We start from the raw sequence: 16426 nt of genomic DNA on the forward strand, positions 1-16426 counted from the left end.
AGGTGAGCGCTGCGTCCTCCCCGGAGGCTCCGGACAAGGTCAACATCCTCGTGGTGGACGACCTGCCGGAGAAGCACGTCGTCTTCAGCTCGATCCTCGAGGACCTGGGGCAGAACATCGTCAGCGCGCGGTCCGGGCAGGAGGCGCTGAAGTACATCCTGGAGATGGAGTTCGCGGTCATCCTGCTAGACGTCAACATGCCGGACATCGACGGCCTGGAGACGGCGAGCCTGATCCGCCAGTACAAGAAGTCCTCGCAGACGCCGATCGTCTTCATCACCGCCTACGTCGACGAACTGCAGGCGCGCCGCGGCTATGCGCTGGGCGCGGTGGATTACATCCCCTCGCCGGTGGTGCCCGAGGTGCTGCGCTCCAAGGTGCGCGTGTTCGTGGAGCTGTTCCGCATGAACCGCCAGCTGCGCGAGCAGGCGGCGCAGCGCGAGGCGCTGGCGCGCTCCGAGGCGGCCCGGGCGGCGGCGGAGGAGGCCATCCACCGCGCGGACTTCCTGGCCGAGGCCAGCCAGGCGCTGTCCAAGTCCCTGAACCTGGACGACACCATCGCCGCCATCCTGGACATGAGCGTGCCGATGCTGGGCGAGCGCGCCGTGCTGGGCATTCCGGACAAGGAAGGCGGGGTGCGCCGGCTGGAAATGCATCCGGCCCCGCGCGCCGACGACGCCGAGGTTTTCACGCCGGAACTGCGCGCCGCCGCCGACCGCGTCATCCGCGACAAGCAGCTGCGCGTGCAGTCGCTGGGCGACGGCCGGGCCGCCGCCATCTGCCCGCTGCTGGCGGGCGACGAGATCCACTGTGCGCTGGCGCTGCTGGCCGATACCGCATTCTTCGACGCCACGCGCGTGGCGCTGATCCGCGAGTTCGCGGGCCGCGCCTCCATCGCCATGGAGAACGCGCGCCTCTATTCGGCGGTGCAGGAGGCCGACCAGCGCAAGAACGAGTTCCTGGCCATGCTGGCCCACGAACTGCGCAACCCGCTGGCGCCGATCCGGAACGCGGTGCACATCCTGACGGCGGCGCAGGAGCTGCCCGCCAAGCTGGCCTGGGCCCGCGACGTGATCGGCCGCCAGGCCGACCACATGGCGCGCCTCATCGACGACCTGCTGGATGTCTCGCGCATCGTGCAGGGCAAGGTGGCGGTGAAGCCCGAGAAGCTGGGCCTGGCGATGCTGATCGAGCGCTCGGTGGAAGCCAGCGCGCCGCGCCTGGGCCAGCGTGAGCAGGTGCTGGACGTGCTGCTGCCCAAGGAAGCGATCGAGCTCGAAGGCGACGCGGTGCGGCTGGCGCAGGTGCTGTCCAACCTCGTCAACAACGCGTCCAAGTTCTCGCCGCCGGGCAGCCGTATCCGGCTGGAAGCCAGCTTCGCCAATGGCGAGCTGGATATCGCGGTGAAGGACGAGGGCGCCGGCATCGCGCCGGAGTTCCTGCCCCGCATGTTCGACCTGTTCGCGCAGGCCGACCAGTCGCTGGACCGCTCGCAAGGCGGCCTGGGCATCGGCCTCACGCTGGTGAAGCACCTGGTCGAACTGCATGGCGGCCATGTGTCCGCCAGCAGCGAGGGCCTGGGGAAGGGCGCCACGCTCACGGTGTCCTTGCCCGGCCAGCTGGTCGCGCCGGGCGCGGCGGCGCCTGAGCCGGCCGCGCCGGTTCGCGTCGCGCCGCGCAAGCCGGCCGCTTCGCGCATCCTGGTGGTCGACGACCTGGCGGCCTCGGCCGAGACGCTGATGACGCTGCTGGAGATGGAAGGCTTCCAGGTGCGCATGGCGCACGAAGGGCAGGAGGCGCTGGCCGTGGCACGCGAGTTCAAGCCCGACGTCGTGCTGCTGGACATCGGCCTGCCGGGCATGAACGGCTTCGAGGTGGCGCACGGGCTGCGCAGCCAGCCGGAATCACGGCAGGCGCTGCTGATCGCGCTGACCGGCTACGGCGAGGCCGAAAGCCGCTCGCGCTCCGCGCAGGCCGGCTTCGATTTCCACATGGTCAAGCCGGCGGACGTGAACGTGCTGCTGGCTATGCTGGCCGACCCGCAGGAAGCGCGCAAGGCCGCGGTGACAGCCTGATCTCAGGAATGCTTGCGCGGCCTGCTACAATCGCAGGCTTGCTGGAGAGGTGGATGAGCGGTTTAAGTCGCACGCCTGGAAAGCGTGTGAGGGTTAATAGCCCTCCGCGGGTTCGAATCCCGCCCTCTCCGCCAAACGACAACAACCCGCCACCCGGCGGGTTTTGTTTTTGTCCCCCATGAACAACGCAGGCCTGCGCGCATTCCTCGCCCGCGAGTGGCGGCACCTTGCCGTCGTCAACGCGAGCAACCGGCCCTGGCAGATGCCGCTGGCGGCCGCGCTGGCGAGCGGGCTGCCCCTCCTGATCGCTGCCTGGCATGGCCAGGTGGGGCAGGGCGTGGCGGCGTCGCTGGGCGGGCTCGCCTTTCTCTATATGCCGGCCACGCCGCTGTCGCACCGCATGGCCTGGCTCATGGCCTGCGCTTTCGGCCTCGCCGGCAGCTACACGCTGGGCCTGCTGTGCCACCTGCTGCCGGCGCTGGTCGTGCCCATGCTGGCATTGATCACGATCCTGGTCACCATGGTCTGCCGCTTCTATGCGGTGCCGCCGCCCGGCAGCCTGTTCTTCGTGATGGCTGCGGCGATTGCCGCCTATACGCCGGTGAGCGCGGCGGCCTTTGCGGGGCAGGTCGGCCTGGTGACGATGGGCGCCGTGCTGGCTTGCAGCATCGCTCTCTGCTACGGCCTGTGGGTCGACCATCCGCGCGGCCAGCCGCCGGCGGTGCAGCGGGATTTCGGTTTCGTGGTGCTCGATCCGGTGGTGATCGGCCTGTTCGTCGGCCTGTCGCTGGCGATCGCGCAGTTGCTGGGGCTGGAGCGGCCCTACTGGGTGCCGGTCAGCTGCCTGGCCGTGATCCAGGGCGTGACCTTCCGCGCGGTCTGGACGCGCCAGCTGCATCGCATCGCCGGCACCGGCGTCGGCCTGCTGCTGTTCTGGGCGCTGGCAACCTGGTTGCCACTGGATGCCTGGACCATCGCCATCGGCGTGACGGTGCTGACGCTGGTGGTCGAATCGATCGTGGTGCGGCACTACGCGGCGGCCGCCGTCTTCTTCACGCCGCTCGCCCTGCTGCTGGCCGAAGGGGCCCAGCTCGGCACGATGCTGCCGCAGGGCCTGATCCGCGCGCGCTTCCTCGACACGGTGCTGGGCTGCCTGGCCGGGCTGGCGGGCGGGGCCTGCCTGCACAGCCCGCCCTTGCGCGAAGCGGCGGAGCGCTTGCTGCGCCGCATGCTGCCTGCCTGCCGGCCGCTGACCGCCTACTGCTTCGTGCCGGACAGCAGCGCCGCGTCGGAGCCGTCGGCGTTGGGAGCCGCCACGAACAGCTGCTTGTCGGTGGCGCGCAGGTAGGCGACGCCGTTCACGGTCTGGCCGGCGAGCGGGCAGGGCGCCGGGCCGAAGCTCAGGGTGAGGTTGTAGACGTTGGCGCCGCCGCGCGGCAGGGCGGTGCCCTGCGCCGTGCAGCCGTTGGCGGCCACCAGGGCGACCAGGCTGGAAGAGAGGCCGGAGTCGCGGACGCTCCAGGTCGCGCTCAGCTTGCCCTTGGACGTGCCCAGCAGGCCCGCGTAGCTGCCCACCAGTGCGGCGCCGGTGGCCTGGCGCTCGTAGTCGGTGTTGTACGTGGACGTGAAGGTCACCGGCGGGATGCCGGTGGAATTGATCGTGCCGTCGAAGCTCTGCTTTTTCGCGACCGTGGCCGCCACCGAGGCCCGCAGCACGCCCAGGCCTTCCAGGTTCAGGTGCAGGGCGCTGGCGGACGTGAAGGCCGCGTCGGTCATGCTGCCCTGGCCCATCACCGCGCCTCCCAGCACGTTGGGGTAACCGGGCGACGAGTACATCACGTAGTAGGAGCCATCGGCGAACACGAGGCCGGTGACGGTGCGGTTGGATCCGGTGCTGCCGATCCAGAGGCCGTCGGCGGCTTGCGCCGGCCCGGGAGTTTCGTCGTCGCCGCCGCCGCAGCCGGCCAGGACGAGGAGGGCGGCCGCCAGGGCGGCAGAAAGCTGAACGCGCATGCTCGACAGAGACCTCGCTGTTGCTTATGTAACGAGAAGCATACTCGGCCGAGCCATTTGGACAGTTATTTGGACAGTGACCAAGGACAAATTAGACAATTAGACAGACACTTGGACACTTCCTGCACTCAGCCGGTGCAGCGACTTGCAAATAAATCCGTTGCCTTTGCAACACAGGTGTCTAGACACTCATTGACTGTTCAATTGGACATCTCTACAGTCCATCTACACAGTCTTGGACATAGGGGCGCTCTTGCTGACCAGCAAAGAGATCATCGAGCGGACCGGCATCTCGCGTGCCACGCTCAACAACTACATCAGCAGCGGGTTGGTGCCGCGGCCGCAAGTGCTGCCGCCCGGTCCGCAGGATGGTGGAGCGCCTCGCATCGGCTACTTCCCGGACGACACGATCGAGCGGGTGCAGGAGATCCAGCGGCTGAAGCAGGAAGGCTGGAGCATCACCCGGATCGCCCAGCACTTCGCGGCCCAGCCCGCGGCCGCAGTCGCCGATGAGCGTCCCGCGGCGCCAGCACCACAACCTTTCATGTCGGCTGCGTCCGCGGCGCTGCCATTCCACTTGCCCACGCCTTCGGTGCCGGCCGCCGCGGTGGCCGTGCCGCTGGCCGTCATCGCAGCCGAGTCGCCGCTGCGCCTGTCGCTGGCCGGCGTGCGCCAGCCGGCCTACCTGGTCGACGACCGCTTCCGCCTGGTCTGGCTGAACGAGCAGGCCCGCGAGAACCACGTTTCGCCGCTGGCGGGCAGCGGCGCCGCCGCCGGCGCGGCCATCCTTCCGTACCTGCTGGGCCTGGACGAGGCGGTCCTGCGCTTCCACGTCGAGGCCGCGCGCGACCGCCAGGCCGCCGCGCCGGAACTGGTGCGCGAACTGTCGCCCGAGCAGGCCGGCCGCATCGAGGCCTTGTTGCGCCAGGGTTCGCAGACCGAGCCGGGCGTGGTGACGCAGGCGCGCATCCCGGCGGCCGCGGGCCATCCCGCCCGCGTCGCCTACGCCATGCATTTCCGGGAAGGCGTGTTGTTCGCCTGGCAGCCGGCCACCGAGGCCGCCGAAACGCGGTCCGCGCTGGCGGCGGCCGAGCCGCTTCTGACGCCGGTGGCCGTGCTGGTCACCTCGCTGCAGGACGCCGCCGGCCTGTGGGTGCGCCTGACCGCGCCCGAATATTTCGAACTGCTGAACGAGGTCGGGGCCGAACTCGACCGCGTCTTCCGCCAGCACCGGGGCCGCCCCGGGCGGCAGGCCGGCGAAGTCCTGGCCTGCTATTTCCTGCCGGACGCGGACAGCAGTTATTTGTGGAACGCCCTCGCGGCGGCCCAGCAGACCCGTGACGCGATGCGGCAGGTGAGCCGCCGCTGGCGCGCGCGCAAGAGCTGGGACGTCGAGATCCTGCTGAACATCGGGATCGACGAGGGCGAGGAGTGGATGGGTGTCGTGGGAGCTGCCGGCCAGCGCGAGGTACGCGTGCTGGGCGACGCTGCGGACCGGGCGGACCAGTTGGCCCGGGTCGCACGCGTGGGGGCCATCGTGGTCACCCGCAGCCTGGTCGGGAAACTGCCGGCGCCAGACCGGCAGCGCCTGACGTACGGGGTGCATCGCGGGGAGGGCGATGCACCCCTTCTTTTCACGTTTGCGCGCCTCTCGGAAATTGCACCCGCCTCGGTGCCGGCGCGTGTCGCCGAGCTCGCCGTGGCCGAACTCCTAGAACTCCAATTCCCGACTCCGCCCGCCGCCGCGGGCGCCGCCGGCTGACAAGAAAGGTTGTCCCATGCGTTGGCTTCGCAGCAGCATCCACTCGATCTTCAGCGTGCGCACGTCCGTGAGCGAGGCCCCGCCCGAGGGCCACCACCACAGCCCGGACGACGTGCGGGAAGCGATGCTGGCCCTCGCCGGCCTGACCACGGACGACCGCGCGGCCAGCCTGATCCGGCGCATCCGCTATGCCGCGGACCTGGAGGCGCTGTGGTACATGCGCGGCGAACTGATGCACATGCTCGCGCGCAGCCACGGCGAGGTCATCGCCCGCGAAAAGCTGGAAGACCTGAGCGAGCTGTTCACCGACTTCCTGCCGCGCGGGCTGCGCTCGCGGCCCAGCCCGCTGAACGGCAGCTACCGGCCCAGCCGGCCGCCCGGTTCGGACGAGGGCTGAGCCGGGGTGGCGCGGACGCTGGCGACCATCTGCATGGCCGAAGCGATGAGCCCCGACACCTCGCTCATGTTGGCCGGCATGAGGAGGGTGGTCTTGGAGTCCTGGGCGACCTTGCTGAAGGCGTCCACCGAACGTTCGGCCACTTTCAACTGCACCGCCTGCTCGCCGCCCGGCTGGCGGATCGCTTCGGCCACCTTGCGGATCGCGTCCGCCGTGGCTTCGGCCACGGCCACGATGGCAGCGGCTTCGCCCTGGGCCTTGTTGATCTCGGCCTGCTTCGCGCCTTCGGAGCGGGCGATGAAGGCTTCGCGCTCGCCGGTGGCGATGTTGATCTGCTCCTGGCGCCGGCCTTCCGAGGCCGCGATCAGGGCGCGCTTTTCCCGCTCCGCCGTGATCTGGCGCTGCATCGCGTGCAGGATCTCCTGCGGCGGCGTCAGGTCCTTGATCTCGTAGCGCAGCACCTTTACGCCCCAGTTCAGCGCCGCTTCGTCGATGGCCTGGACCACCTGCGCGTTGATGATGTCGCGTTCCTCGAAAGTCTTGTCCAGTTCCAGCTTGCCGATGACGCTGCGCAGGGAGGTCTGGGCCAGCTGCGTCACGGCCACGACGTAGTTGGACGAGCCGTAGCTGGCCCGGGTGGGGTCGGTCACCTGGAAATAGATGATCCCGTCCACGGTCAACTGCGTGTTGTCCCGGGTGATGCAGACCTGGCTGGGCACGTCCAGCGGGATCTCCTTCAGGTTGTGCCGGTAGGCCACCCGGTCCACGAAGGGGACCAGGAAATTCAGGCCGGGCGTCAGCGTGGCGTGGTACTTGCCCAGGCGCTCCACCACCCAGGCGTTCTGCTGGGGCACGACCTTGACCGACCGCACCACGAAGATGACGGCAACAACAAAAATGACGACTGCGACTTCCATGGGTTTTCTTCTCCTTGTCTTGTCCGGATTCAGACCTTCTCGAGCACCAGCCGGCTGCCGCTCAACTCCCGGACCTTGTGCAGGCCCGTGCCCTGCGGCGTGCCGCCTGCGGGCACGGCCGTCCAGACCGTGCCGCGGTAGCGCACGGCCGCCGTGTTGTCTTCGGCCCACGCGTCGACCTGCACGATCTCGCCGGCATCCAGGTTCATGTTGGTGTTGGCGTCGCTGGGTTGGGCAAAGCGGCGCTTGTGCACGAAGTGCCAGGTGACGACGGCGCCCCCGCCTACGAGGGCCGCGGCCAGCAGCTGGCCGGATTGCCCCAGACCCGCAAGCGCCGCCAGGGCGCCGGCCGCCATCCCGATGCCCAGCATCAGGAGGTAAAAAGTGCCTGTGACCAGTTCGACGACCACCGCCGCGCCGGCCAGCAGCCACCAGGTGCTCGCGTCCGCCATCTCTAAGTCCCCTTTCGTCGCATTGTGGGCAAAAAGCTCGGCGGTGCAACTTTCCCGCCTCGCGGATTTCATACACTCCGCGTCTCTTTTGCCTTTTTCGCCCCTGGACAGCCCATGAAGTTCCGTTTCCCCATCGTCATCATCGACGAAGACTACCGCTCGGAGAACACCTCCGGCCTGGGCATCCGTGCCCTGGCGGCGGCGATCGAGGCCGAAGGCTTCGAGGTCGTGGGCGTGACCAGCTACGGCGACCTGTCGCAGTTCGCCCAGCAGCAAAGCCGCGCGAGCGCCTTCATCCTGTCGATCGACGACGAGGAGTTCGCGCCCGGGCCGGACCTGGAGCCCGCCGTGGTGAACCTGCGCAACTTCATCCAGGAAGTGCGGCGCAAGAACGCCGAGGTGCCGATCTACATCCACGGCGAGACCAAGACCTCGCGGCACCTGCCCAACGACGTCCTGCGCGAGCTGCACGGCTTCATCCACATGAACGAGGACACGCCGGAGTTCCTGGCGCGCCACATCATCCGCGAAGCCCGCTCGTACCTGGAAGGCATCCAGCCGCCGTTCTTCAAGGCGCTGCTCGATTACGCGGAGGACGGCTCCTATTCCTGGCACTGCCCCGGCCACTCGGGCGGCGTCGCCTTCCTCAAGAGCCCGGTGGGCCAGATGTTCCACCAGTTCTTCGGCGAGAACATGCTGCGCGCCGACGTCTGCAACGCGGTGGACGAACTGGGCCAGCTGTTGGACCACACCGGCCCGGTCGCGGCTTCCGAGCGCAATGCGGCGCGGATCTTCAACGCCGACCACTGCTTCTTCGTCACCAACGGCACCAGCACCTCCAACAAGATGGTGTGGCACCACGAGGTGGCGCCGGGCGACGTGGTGGTGGTGGACCGCAACTGCCACAAGTCCATCCTGCACTCGATCATCATGACCGGGGCCATCCCCGTGTTCCTGCGGCCGACGCGCAACCACTTCGGCATCATCGGGCCCATCCCGCAAAGCGAGTTCGAGCCGGCCAGCATCAAGGCCAAGATCAAGGCCAACCCGCTGCTGAAGGGCGTGAACCCGGACAAGGTCAAGCCGCGCATCCTGACCCTGACCCAGTCCACCTACGACGGGGTCCTGTACAACACGGAAACCATCAAGGGCATGCTGGATGGCTACGTCGAGGCGCTGCACTTCGACGAGGCCTGGCTGCCGCACGCCGGCTTCCACCCCTTCTACGGCGCCTTCCATGCCATGGGCAAGAAGCGGGCGCGGCCGCAGAAGTCGCTGGTGTACGCCACGCAGTCCATCCACAAGCTGCTGGCCGGCATCAGCCAGGCGAGCCACGTGCTGGTGCAGGACGCCAACGAGAACAAGCTGGACCGCCACCTGTTCAACGAGGCCTACCTGATGCACACCTCGACCAGCCCGCAGTACGCGATCATCGCCAGCTGCGACGTGGCCGCGGCCATGATGGAACCGCCCGGCGGCACCGCCCTGGTGGAAGAGTCCATCATGGAAGCGCTGGACTTCCGCCGCGCCATGCGCAAGGTGGACCAGGAGTACGGCAAGGACTGGTGGTTCAAGGTCTGGGGGCCGGACAAGCTGGTGGAAGAGGGCATCGGCCGCGCCGACGACTGGATCATCAAGGGCGAGGCCCGCACCGCCAAATGGCACGGCTTCGGCAACCTCGCCGAAGGCTTCAACATGCTGGACCCGATCAAGTCCACCATCGTCACGCCCGGCCTGGACCTGAACGGCAAGTTCGCCAAGACCGGCATCCCGGCCGCCATCGTCACCAAGTTCCTGGCGGAGCACGGCGTGATCGTGGAGAAGACGGGCCTGTACAGCTTCTTCATCATGTTCACCATCGGCATCACCAAGGGCCGCTGGAACACGCTGCTGACCGCGCTGCAGCAGTTCAAGGACGACTTCGCCAAGAACCAGCCGATGTGGCGCATCCTGCCGGAGTTCTGCCAGAAGTTCCCGCGCTACGAGCGCATGGGCCTGGCCGACCTGTGCCAGTACGTCCACGAGCTGTATGCCAAGTACGACATCGCGCGCCTGTCGACCGACATCTATTTGAGCGACCTGCAGCCGGCCATGAAGCCGAGCGACGCTTTCGCGTACATCGCGCACCGCAAGACCGAGCGGGTGGAGATCGACCACCTGGAAGGCCGCATCACCACCAGCCTGGTGACGCCTTACCCGCCGGGCATCCCGCTGCTGATCCCGGGCGAGGTCTTCAACCGGAAGATCGTCGACTACCTGAAGTTCGCCCGCGCCTTCAACGCCGAATGCCCCGGCTTCGAGACCGACATCCACGGCCTGGTGACCGAGGTGGGCGAGGACGGCAAGATGCGCTACTACGCGGATTGCGTGGCGCTGGACGTCGTGAACGGAAAATAAAAAAGCGGCCACAGGCCGCTTTTTTCATTCGGCGATGCCGCCGACCACCTGGCTGAAGCCGCCGTCCACGTAGGTGATCTCCGCCGACACGCCGCCTGCCAGGTTGGACAGCAGGAAGGCGGCGACGTTGCCCACGTCCTCGATCGTCACGTTGCGGCGGATCGGCGAGGTTTCGGCGACCGTAGCCAGGATCTTGCCGAAGCCCTTGATGCCGCTGGCCGCCAGCGTCTTGATCGGGCCGGCGCTGATGCCGTTGACGCGGATGCCCTTGGGGCCCAGCGACTCGGCCAGGTAGCGCACCGAGGCTTCCAGCGAAGCCTTGGCCAAACCCATGGTGTTGTAGTTCGGCACGGTGCGGATCGCGCCCAGGTAGGACAGCGTCAACAGCGCCGACTTGTCGTTCAGGTAGGGCAGCGCCGCCTTGGCCATCGCCGGGAAGCTGTAGGCGCTGATGTCGTGGGCGATCTTGAACGCCTCGCGCGACAGGCCGTCCAGGAAGTCGCCGGCGATCGCCTCGCGCGGGGCGAAGCCGATGGCGTGCACGAAGCCGTCGAACTTCGGCCAGGTGGCCGACAGGTCCTCGAACAGCTTGGCGATCTGGGCGTCGTCGCCGACATCGCAATCGAACACGAGGTTGGAGCCGAACTCGGCCGCGAATTCGGTGATGCGGTCCTTGAAACGCTCGCCCACGTAGCTGAACGCCAGCTCCGCGCCTTGCTCGCGGCAGGCCTTGGCGATGCCGTAGGCGATGGAGCGGTTGGACAGCACGCCGGTGATCAACAGTTTCTTGCCAGTCAGAAAGCCCATGGTTCTTCTCACGGAATTAGGAAAACTCGGCAGAATTGTCGCATGCGAGGTTTGTTCATCGCCCTGGGGCTGCTTGCCGCGGCGCCTTCCTGGGCCGCCCATGCGTACGCGCAGTTCGGGGACATCAAGTATCCGCCCGGTTTCGCCCACTGGAGCTACGTCAATCCCGACGCGCCCAAGGGCGGCGAAATCCGCATGGTCCCGCCGACCACGCCGACCAATTACGACAAGTTCAACCCGTTCACGCTGAAGGGCTTCGAACCGCCGGGCGAGGGCGACCTGCTGTTCGACACGCTGCTGACGGGCAACTCCGACGAGCCGACCACGGCCTACGGCCTGCTGGCCGAGGACGTGGCCGTCGCGCCCGACCGGCTTTCGGCCACCTTCCGGCTGAACCCGAAGGCCAAGTTCCAGAACGGCCAGCCGGTGCTGGCGGCCGACGTGGTGTACAGCTTCAAGACGCTGACCAGCGACAAGGCGGCTCCGCAGTACCGGGTGTACTTCGGCGAGGTCAAGGGCGTCACGGCGGTCGACGAGCGCACCGTGCGCTTCGACTTCAAGCAGCCGAACCGCGAGCTGCCCCTCATCGTGGGCGGCCTGCCCGTCTTCAGCCGCGACTGGGGCCGCGGCAAGGCCTTCGACGAAGTGGTGACGGAGGTGCCGATCTCTTCCGGCCCCTACAAGCTGGCCGACACCCGGCTGGGCGGCCGCGACGTCACCTATGCGCGCGACCCGAACTACTGGGCCCGCGACCTGCCCACCCGCAAGGGCATGTACAACTTCGACCGCATCACCTTCCGGATCTACCTGGACGACACGGCGCGCTTCGAGGGCTTCAAGGCCGGCGAGTTCGACTTCATGCGCGAGTTCATCTCGCGCAACTGGGCCCGCCAGTACTACGGCAAGCAGTTCAGGAGCGGCGACGTCGTCAAGCGCGCCTTCCCCAACCGCAACCCGGGCGACTTCCAGGGCTACATCTTCAACCTGCGCAGCCCGAAGTTCCAGGACCTCCGGGTGCGCCAGGCGCTGAACTACGCCTTCGACTTCCCCTGGCTGAACCGCAACCTGTTCTACAACATCTACCAGCGGGTCGACAGCTACTTCCCCAACTCCGAGTTCAAGGCGGAAGGCTTGCCGAAGCCGGAGGAGCTGGCCTTGCTGGAGCCTTTGCGTTCGCAATTGCGGCCCGAAGTGTTCGGCCCGGCGCCGCCGATGCCGACCACCGAGCCGCCCCACAGCCTGCGCGAAAACCTGCGCCACGCCCAGGCCTTGTTGAAGGAAGCCGGCTGGACCTACCGTGACGGCGCGCTGCGCAATGCGCAGGGCGAGGAGTTCACGATCGAGTACCTGAACGACCAGCCTTCCGGCAACCGCACGGTGGCGCCGTTCGAGGTTGCCCTGCAGAAGCTGGGCATCCGGCTGATCTACCGCATCGTCGACGCGTCGCTGGCCAAGCAGCGGATGGACCAGTTCCAGTTCGAGCTCACCTCGCGCCGGCTGGTGGCGAGCGTCGCGCCCGGCAGCGAACTGCTGGATCGCTGGGGCTCGAAGGCCGCGCATACGCATGGCTCCAGCAACATCTGGGGCCTGGCCGACCCGGCCATCGACGCGCTGCTGCAGAAGGTGATCGGCGCGCAGACCCGGCCGGACCTGGACGCGGCCATGCGCTCGCTGGACCGCGTGCTGCGGGCCGGCTGGTATTCGATCCCGCAGTGGTACGGCAGCGATTTCCTGGTCGGTTACCGGCCGAAGCGCTTCGTCCTGCCGGCGGTCATCCCGCCTTACTATGACGTGCACGGGTGGGCGATGTCGACTTGGTGGGCGTCGCCCGAGAACCGCTGATCATGGCTGCCTACATCCTCAAGCGCCTGCTGCTGATGATCCCGACCTTGTTCGGGGTGCTGCTGCTGACCTTCATCGTCATCCAGTTCGTCCCCGGCGGCCCGGTGGAACAGATGGTCGCCACCTTGCAGGGGCAGAACAGCGGTGGTGAACGCGCCGGCGGGGGCGGCGGCCTCGGCGGCGCGGGCGGCTACCGTGGCCGCCAGGGCATCGACGAAAAGCAGATCGCCGAAATCCGCAAGCTGTACGGCTTCGACAAGCCGCCGGCCGAACGCTTCGTCAGCATGCTGGGCCAGTTCGCCCGCTTCGACCTGGGCCAGAGCTTCTACCAGCACAAGGCGGTGTGGCAGCTGGTGAAGGAGAAGATGCCGGTCTCGATCAGCCTGGGGCTGTGGACCTTCTTCATCAGCTACGGCATCGCCGTGCCCCTGGGCGTGGCCAAGGCGGTGCGCGCCGGCACGCGCTTCGACCTGGCCACCACCTTGGTCGTGCTGGTGGGCTACGCCATCCCGGGCTTCGTGCTGGGGGTGGCCTTGCTGGTGATCTTCGGCGGCCAGCTGCAGTGGTTCCCCTTGCGAGGGCTGACCTCGCCGGACTGGGCGCAGATGAGCCTGCTGGGCAAGGTCACCGACTACCTGTGGCACATCGTGCTGCCGGTGACGGCCATGGTGTTCGGCAGCTTCGCGGTGACAGCGATGCTGACCAAGAACGCCTTCCTCGAGGAGATCCGCAAGCAATACGTGCTGACGGCGCGGGCCAAGGGCCTGGACGAGCGGCGGGTGCTGTGGAAGCACGTGTTCCGCAACGCGCTGATCCCCATCATCACCGGCTTCCCGGCTGCCTTCATCGGCGCCTTCTTCACCGGTTCACTGCTGATCGAGACCCTGTTCTCGCTCGACGGCCTGGGCCTCCTGAGCTACGAGAGCGTGATCCGGCGCGACTACCCGGTGGTGCTGGGCACGCTCTATCTCTTCACCCTGATCGGCCTGGTCACCAAGCTGGTCAGCGACCTCTCTTACGTGCTGGTGGACCCGCGTGTCAAATTTGATTGAGATGCCGCCGGTGCAGGCGCAGGAGCCGCAGGTGCCGGCCCCGCCGGCGCCGCCGCCGCCCAAGCACATGTCGCCGGGTGGGCGCGCCTGGGTGCGCTTCCGCCGCAACCGCCTGGGCTTCGTCAGCCTGGTGGTCTTCGTGACGCTGGTGGTGCTGAGCCTCTTCGCCGAGGTGCTGTCCAACGACAAGCCGCTGGTGGTGCGCTACGAAGGGCAGTTCTACTTCCCGATCGCGAAGGACTACCCGGAGACCACATTCGGCGGCGACTTCCCGACGCCCACCGACTACCTCGATCCGTTCATCCGGCAGAAGCTGAAGCAGGGCAGCAACTTCGCGCTCTATCCGCTCAACCCCTACGGGCCGCGGACGCTGAACTACTTCGCCAGCCAGCCCAACCCCGCCGCGCCGTCGCGCGACAACATCTTCGGCACCGACGACCGCGGCCGCGACCTGCTGGCGCAGTTGATCTACGGCTTCCGCGTCAGCGTGCTGTTCGGGCTCGCGCTCACGGTTACCGGCGTCTTGCTCGGGATCCTCACCGGCGCCATCCAGGGCTTCTTCGGCGGCAAGACCGACCTGAGCTTCCAGCGCTTCATCGAAATCTGGGGTTCGATGCCGGAGCTGTACCTGCTGATCATCTTCAGCGCGGTGCTATCGCCCAGCATCGGGCTGCTGCTGGTGCTGCTGTCGCTGTTCGGGTGGATGGGCCTGTCCGACTACGTGCGGGCCGAGTTCCTGCGCAACCGGCAGATGGACTACGTGCGCGCCGCCAAGGCGCTGGGCGTGGGCAACAGCCGGATCATGTGGAAGCACATCCTGCCGAACAGCATGACGCCGGTGGTGACCTTCCTGCCTTTCCGCATGAGCGCCGCCATCCTCGCGCTCACCTCGCTGGACTTCCTGGGCCTGGGCGTGCCGCCCGGCACGCCATCGCTCGGCGAACTCCTCAACCAGGGCAAGGCCAACCTCGATGCCTGGTGGATCTCGCTGTCCACTTTCGGGGTGCTGGTGGTGACCTTGCTGCTGCTCACCTTCATGGGCGACGCCTTGCGCGACGCGCTGGACCCCCGGAAAGCCGACGCATGACGCCTCTCATCGAAGTCAAGGACCTGCGCGTCGCCTTCGGCAACAAGGAGGTCGTGCATGGCGTCGACCTGACGATCGCGGCGGGCGAGAAGCTGGCGCTGGTCGGCGAATCCGGCTCGGGCAAGACGGTGACGGCGCTCAGCCTCGTGCGGCTGGTGCAGGGCGCGAGTGTCACCGGCTCGGCGCGCATGGCGCCCGAGCAGCCGGGTGGCGCGCCCATCGACCTGCTGCAGGCCTCCGAGCGCGAGCTGCTCGGCATCCGCGGGCGCGACATCGCCATGATCTTCCAGGAGCCGATGACGGCCCTGAACCCGCTGTACACCGTGGGCGACCAGGTGGCCGAGGTGCTGCAGCTGAAGCAGGGCCTGACGCCGCGCCAGGCCTGGCAGGCCGCCATCGAGGCGCTGGCTGCCACCGGCATTCCCGAGCCCGCGCGGCGCGCCAACAACTTCCCGCACCAGCTTTCGGGCGGCCAGCGCCAGCGCGCGATGATCGCGATGGCACTGGCCTGCCGGCCGCGCCTGCTGCTGGCCGACGAGCCGACGACGGCGCTGGACGTCACGCTGCGCCAGCAGATCCTGGAACTGCTGGCCGACCTGCAGCGCCAGACCGGCATGGCGGTGCTGCTGATCACGCACGACCTGAACCTGGTCAAGCGTTTCGCGGACCGGGTGGCGGTGATGGAAAGCGGGCACCTGGTGGAGGAAGGCGCGGTGGCCGAAGTGTTCCGCGCGCCGCAGCATCCGTACACGCGCAAGCTGATGGAAAGCCGACCGGAGCGCGACGTGCCGCAGCCCCGCAGCGGCGAGCCGACGCCGATGCAGGCCAAGGACCTGCGCGTGGTCTACCCGGTGCCGCTGTCCGGTTTCCGCGGCTGGTTCAAGAAGGGCGAGTTCGTCGCCGTCAAGGGCGCGGAGTTCGAGGTCCCGCCTGGCGGCACGCTGGGCATCGTCGGCGAATCCGGTTCCGGCAAATCGACCATGGCGCTCGCCGCGCTGGGCCTCGTGCCGCACCGCGGCGAGCTGAAGGTGGTGGGGCAGGAATGGGGCAAGGGCACGGCGGCGAACCGGCCCATCCGCAAGCAGGTGCAGGTGGTGTTCCAGGACCCGTTCTCCTCGCTGTCCCCGCGCATGACGGTGGAAGAGATCGTGGGCGAAGGGCTGCTGGTGCACGCGCCGGAGCTGTCGCTTTCGCAGCGGCGCGAACAGGTCATTGCCACGCTGCAGGACGTCGGCCTTGCGGAATCCCAGTTCCCCGGCCTGCTGCAGCGCTATCCGCACGAGTTCTCCGGCGGCCAGCGGCAGCGGCTGGCGATTGCGCGGGCGCTGATCGTGCAGCCGCAGCTGCTGGTGCTGGACGAGCCCACCAGCGCGCTGGACGTCACCATCCAGCAGCAGGTGCTGAAACTGCTGCAGCGCCTGCAGCGCGAACGCGGGCTGAGCTACCTGTTGATCACGCACGACGTGGACGTCATTCGCGCCATGGCGCATGAGGTGCTGGTGATGAAGGAAGGCGAGATCCTCGAATCGGGGACCGTCGACGACGTGCTGGCGCAGCCGCGCAACCCGTACACCCGCGCCCTGGTCGCCGCGGCCACCTGAACCTCCCCCAAACCCGCATTGCGC

At 67.9% G+C, this 16426-nt stretch carries 13 protein-coding genes and 1 tRNA gene; 10 read left to right on the forward strand and 4 right to left on the reverse strand.

The window, feature by feature from the left end; all coding sequences use genetic code 11:
* Positions 1-2 precede the first annotated feature (2 nt).
* The 3 genes from HHL11_RS31240 (at position 3) to HHL11_RS31250 (ending at position 3423) form a co-directional block, all read left to right on the forward strand.
* Complete coding sequence (locus tag HHL11_RS31240; protein ID WP_342593303.1) at positions 3-2075, forward strand: hybrid sensor histidine kinase/response regulator; 2073 nt, start codon at positions 3-5, stop codon at positions 2073-2075.
* Positions 2076-2118: 43 nt separating this feature from the next.
* Positions 2119-2209 (forward strand) — tRNA-Ser (locus tag HHL11_RS31245).
* 44 nt (positions 2210-2253) lie between these two features.
* Positions 2254-3423, forward strand: a complete 1170-nt coding sequence (locus HHL11_RS31250) for an FUSC family protein (RefSeq protein ID WP_169422540.1) — start codon at positions 2254-2256, stop codon at positions 3421-3423.
* Here HHL11_RS31250 and HHL11_RS31255 read toward each other — a convergent pair.
* Entirely contained in the window at positions 3333-4088 is a 756-nt protein-coding gene (locus HHL11_RS31255; protein ID WP_169422541.1) for a hypothetical protein, read from the reverse strand. The two genes, HHL11_RS31250 and HHL11_RS31255, sit on opposite strands and share 91 nt — an antisense overlap.
* Positions 4089-4341: 253 nt before the next feature.
* On the opposite strand from HHL11_RS31255, the gene HHL11_RS31260 reads away from it, so the two are divergent.
* Positions 4342-5850 carry a MerR family transcriptional regulator gene (locus HHL11_RS31260; protein WP_169422542.1) on the forward strand — a complete coding sequence of 503 codons (1509 nt, stop codon included), beginning with the start codon at positions 4342-4344 and terminating at the stop codon, positions 5848-5850.
* A 16-nt stretch (positions 5851-5866) separates the two neighbouring features.
* The gene (locus HHL11_RS31265) at positions 5867-6247 is read left to right on the forward strand and encodes a hypothetical protein (protein ID WP_169422543.1); all 381 of its coding nucleotides are present in this window, start codon (positions 5867-5869) and stop codon (positions 6245-6247) included.
* On the opposite strand, the gene HHL11_RS31270 is transcribed toward HHL11_RS31265, so the two are convergent.
* Together HHL11_RS31270 and HHL11_RS31275 are read right to left on the reverse strand one after the other, a co-directional pair.
* Positions 6208-7164, reverse strand: coding sequence for an SPFH domain-containing protein (locus tag HHL11_RS31270; protein WP_169422544.1), 957 nt, complete (start codon positions 7162-7164; stop codon positions 6208-6210). The two genes, HHL11_RS31265 and HHL11_RS31270, sit on opposite strands and share 40 nt — an antisense overlap.
* Positions 7165-7193: 29 nt before the next feature.
* Positions 7194-7616, reverse strand: a complete 423-nt coding sequence (locus HHL11_RS31275; protein ID WP_169422545.1) for an NfeD family protein — start codon at positions 7614-7616, stop codon at positions 7194-7196.
* 114 nt (positions 7617-7730) lie between these two features.
* Here HHL11_RS31275 and HHL11_RS31280 point away from each other — a divergent pair, with 114 nt between their 5' ends.
* Entirely contained in the window at positions 7731-10013 is a 2283-nt protein-coding gene (locus tag HHL11_RS31280) for an arginine/lysine/ornithine decarboxylase (RefSeq protein WP_169422546.1), read from the forward strand.
* Between the two features lie 24 nt (positions 10014-10037).
* Here the strand turns inward: HHL11_RS31280 and fabI are convergent, their stop codons facing one another.
* A complete protein-coding gene (gene fabI / locus HHL11_RS31285; RefSeq protein ID WP_169422547.1) occupies positions 10038-10820 on the reverse strand; it encodes an enoyl-ACP reductase FabI in 783 nt (260 codons plus the stop codon).
* 42 nt (positions 10821-10862) lie between these two features.
* On the opposite strand from fabI, the gene HHL11_RS31290 reads away from it, so the two are divergent.
* The 4 genes from HHL11_RS31290 to HHL11_RS31305 all read left to right on the forward strand — a co-directional run bounded on the left by HHL11_RS31290 (position 10863) and on the right by HHL11_RS31305 (position 16402).
* Complete coding sequence (locus HHL11_RS31290; RefSeq protein ID WP_169422548.1) at positions 10863-12662, forward strand: extracellular solute-binding protein; 1800 nt, start codon at positions 10863-10865, stop codon at positions 12660-12662.
* Positions 12663-12664: 2 nt separating this feature from the next.
* A complete protein-coding gene (locus HHL11_RS31295) occupies positions 12665-13714 on the forward strand; it encodes a microcin C ABC transporter permease YejB (protein WP_169422549.1) in 1050 nt (349 codons plus the stop codon).
* Positions 13715-13781: 67 nt separating this feature from the next.
* Complete coding sequence (locus tag HHL11_RS31300; RefSeq protein WP_240980517.1) at positions 13782-14801, forward strand: ABC transporter permease; 1020 nt, start codon at positions 13782-13784, stop codon at positions 14799-14801.
* Positions 14798-16402 carry an ABC transporter ATP-binding protein gene (locus HHL11_RS31305; protein ID WP_169422550.1) on the forward strand — a complete coding sequence of 535 codons (1605 nt, stop codon included), beginning with the start codon at positions 14798-14800 and terminating at the stop codon, positions 16400-16402. The genes HHL11_RS31300 and HHL11_RS31305 overlap by 4 nt, the downstream gene beginning before the upstream one ends.
* Positions 16403-16426: the final 24 nt, after the last annotated feature.

Source organism: Ramlibacter agri (assembly GCF_012927085.1).
In the GTDB taxonomy this organism is placed as follows: Bacteria; Pseudomonadota; Gammaproteobacteria; order Burkholderiales; family Burkholderiaceae_C; genus Ramlibacter; species Ramlibacter agri.

Bases quoted from the DNA above. Each gene is read 5' to 3' on its own strand.
- HHL11_RS31295 (WP_169422549.1), top strand. From the start codon at position 12,665: ATGGCTGCCTACATCCTCAAGCGCCTGCTGCTGATGATCCCGACCTTG.
- HHL11_RS31270 (WP_169422544.1), bottom strand. From the start codon at position 7,164: ATGGAAGTCGCAGTCGTCATTTTTGTTGTTGCCGTCATCTTCGTGGTG.
- HHL11_RS31305 (WP_169422550.1), top strand. From the start codon at position 14,798: ATGACGCCTCTCATCGAAGTCAAGGACCTGCGCGTCGCCTTCGGCAAC.
- fabI (WP_169422547.1), bottom strand. From the start codon at position 10,820: ATGGGCTTTCTGACTGGCAAGAAACTGTTGATCACCGGCGTGCTGTCC.
- HHL11_RS31265 (WP_169422543.1), top strand. From the start codon at position 5,867: ATGCGTTGGCTTCGCAGCAGCATCCACTCGATCTTCAGCGTGCGCACG.
- HHL11_RS31255 (WP_169422541.1), bottom strand. From the start codon at position 4,088: ATGCGCGTTCAGCTTTCTGCCGCCCTGGCGGCCGCCCTCCTCGTCCTG.
- HHL11_RS31250 (WP_169422540.1), top strand. From the start codon at position 2,254: ATGAACAACGCAGGCCTGCGCGCATTCCTCGCCCGCGAGTGGCGGCAC.
- HHL11_RS31280 (WP_169422546.1), top strand. From the start codon at position 7,731: ATGAAGTTCCGTTTCCCCATCGTCATCATCGACGAAGACTACCGCTCG.
- HHL11_RS31275 (WP_169422545.1), bottom strand. From the start codon at position 7,616: ATGGCGGACGCGAGCACCTGGTGGCTGCTGGCCGGCGCGGCGGTGGTC.
- HHL11_RS31290 (WP_169422548.1), top strand. From the start codon at position 10,863: ATGCGAGGTTTGTTCATCGCCCTGGGGCTGCTTGCCGCGGCGCCTTCC.
- HHL11_RS31300 (WP_240980517.1), top strand. From the start codon at position 13,782: ATGTCGCCGGGTGGGCGCGCCTGGGTGCGCTTCCGCCGCAACCGCCTG.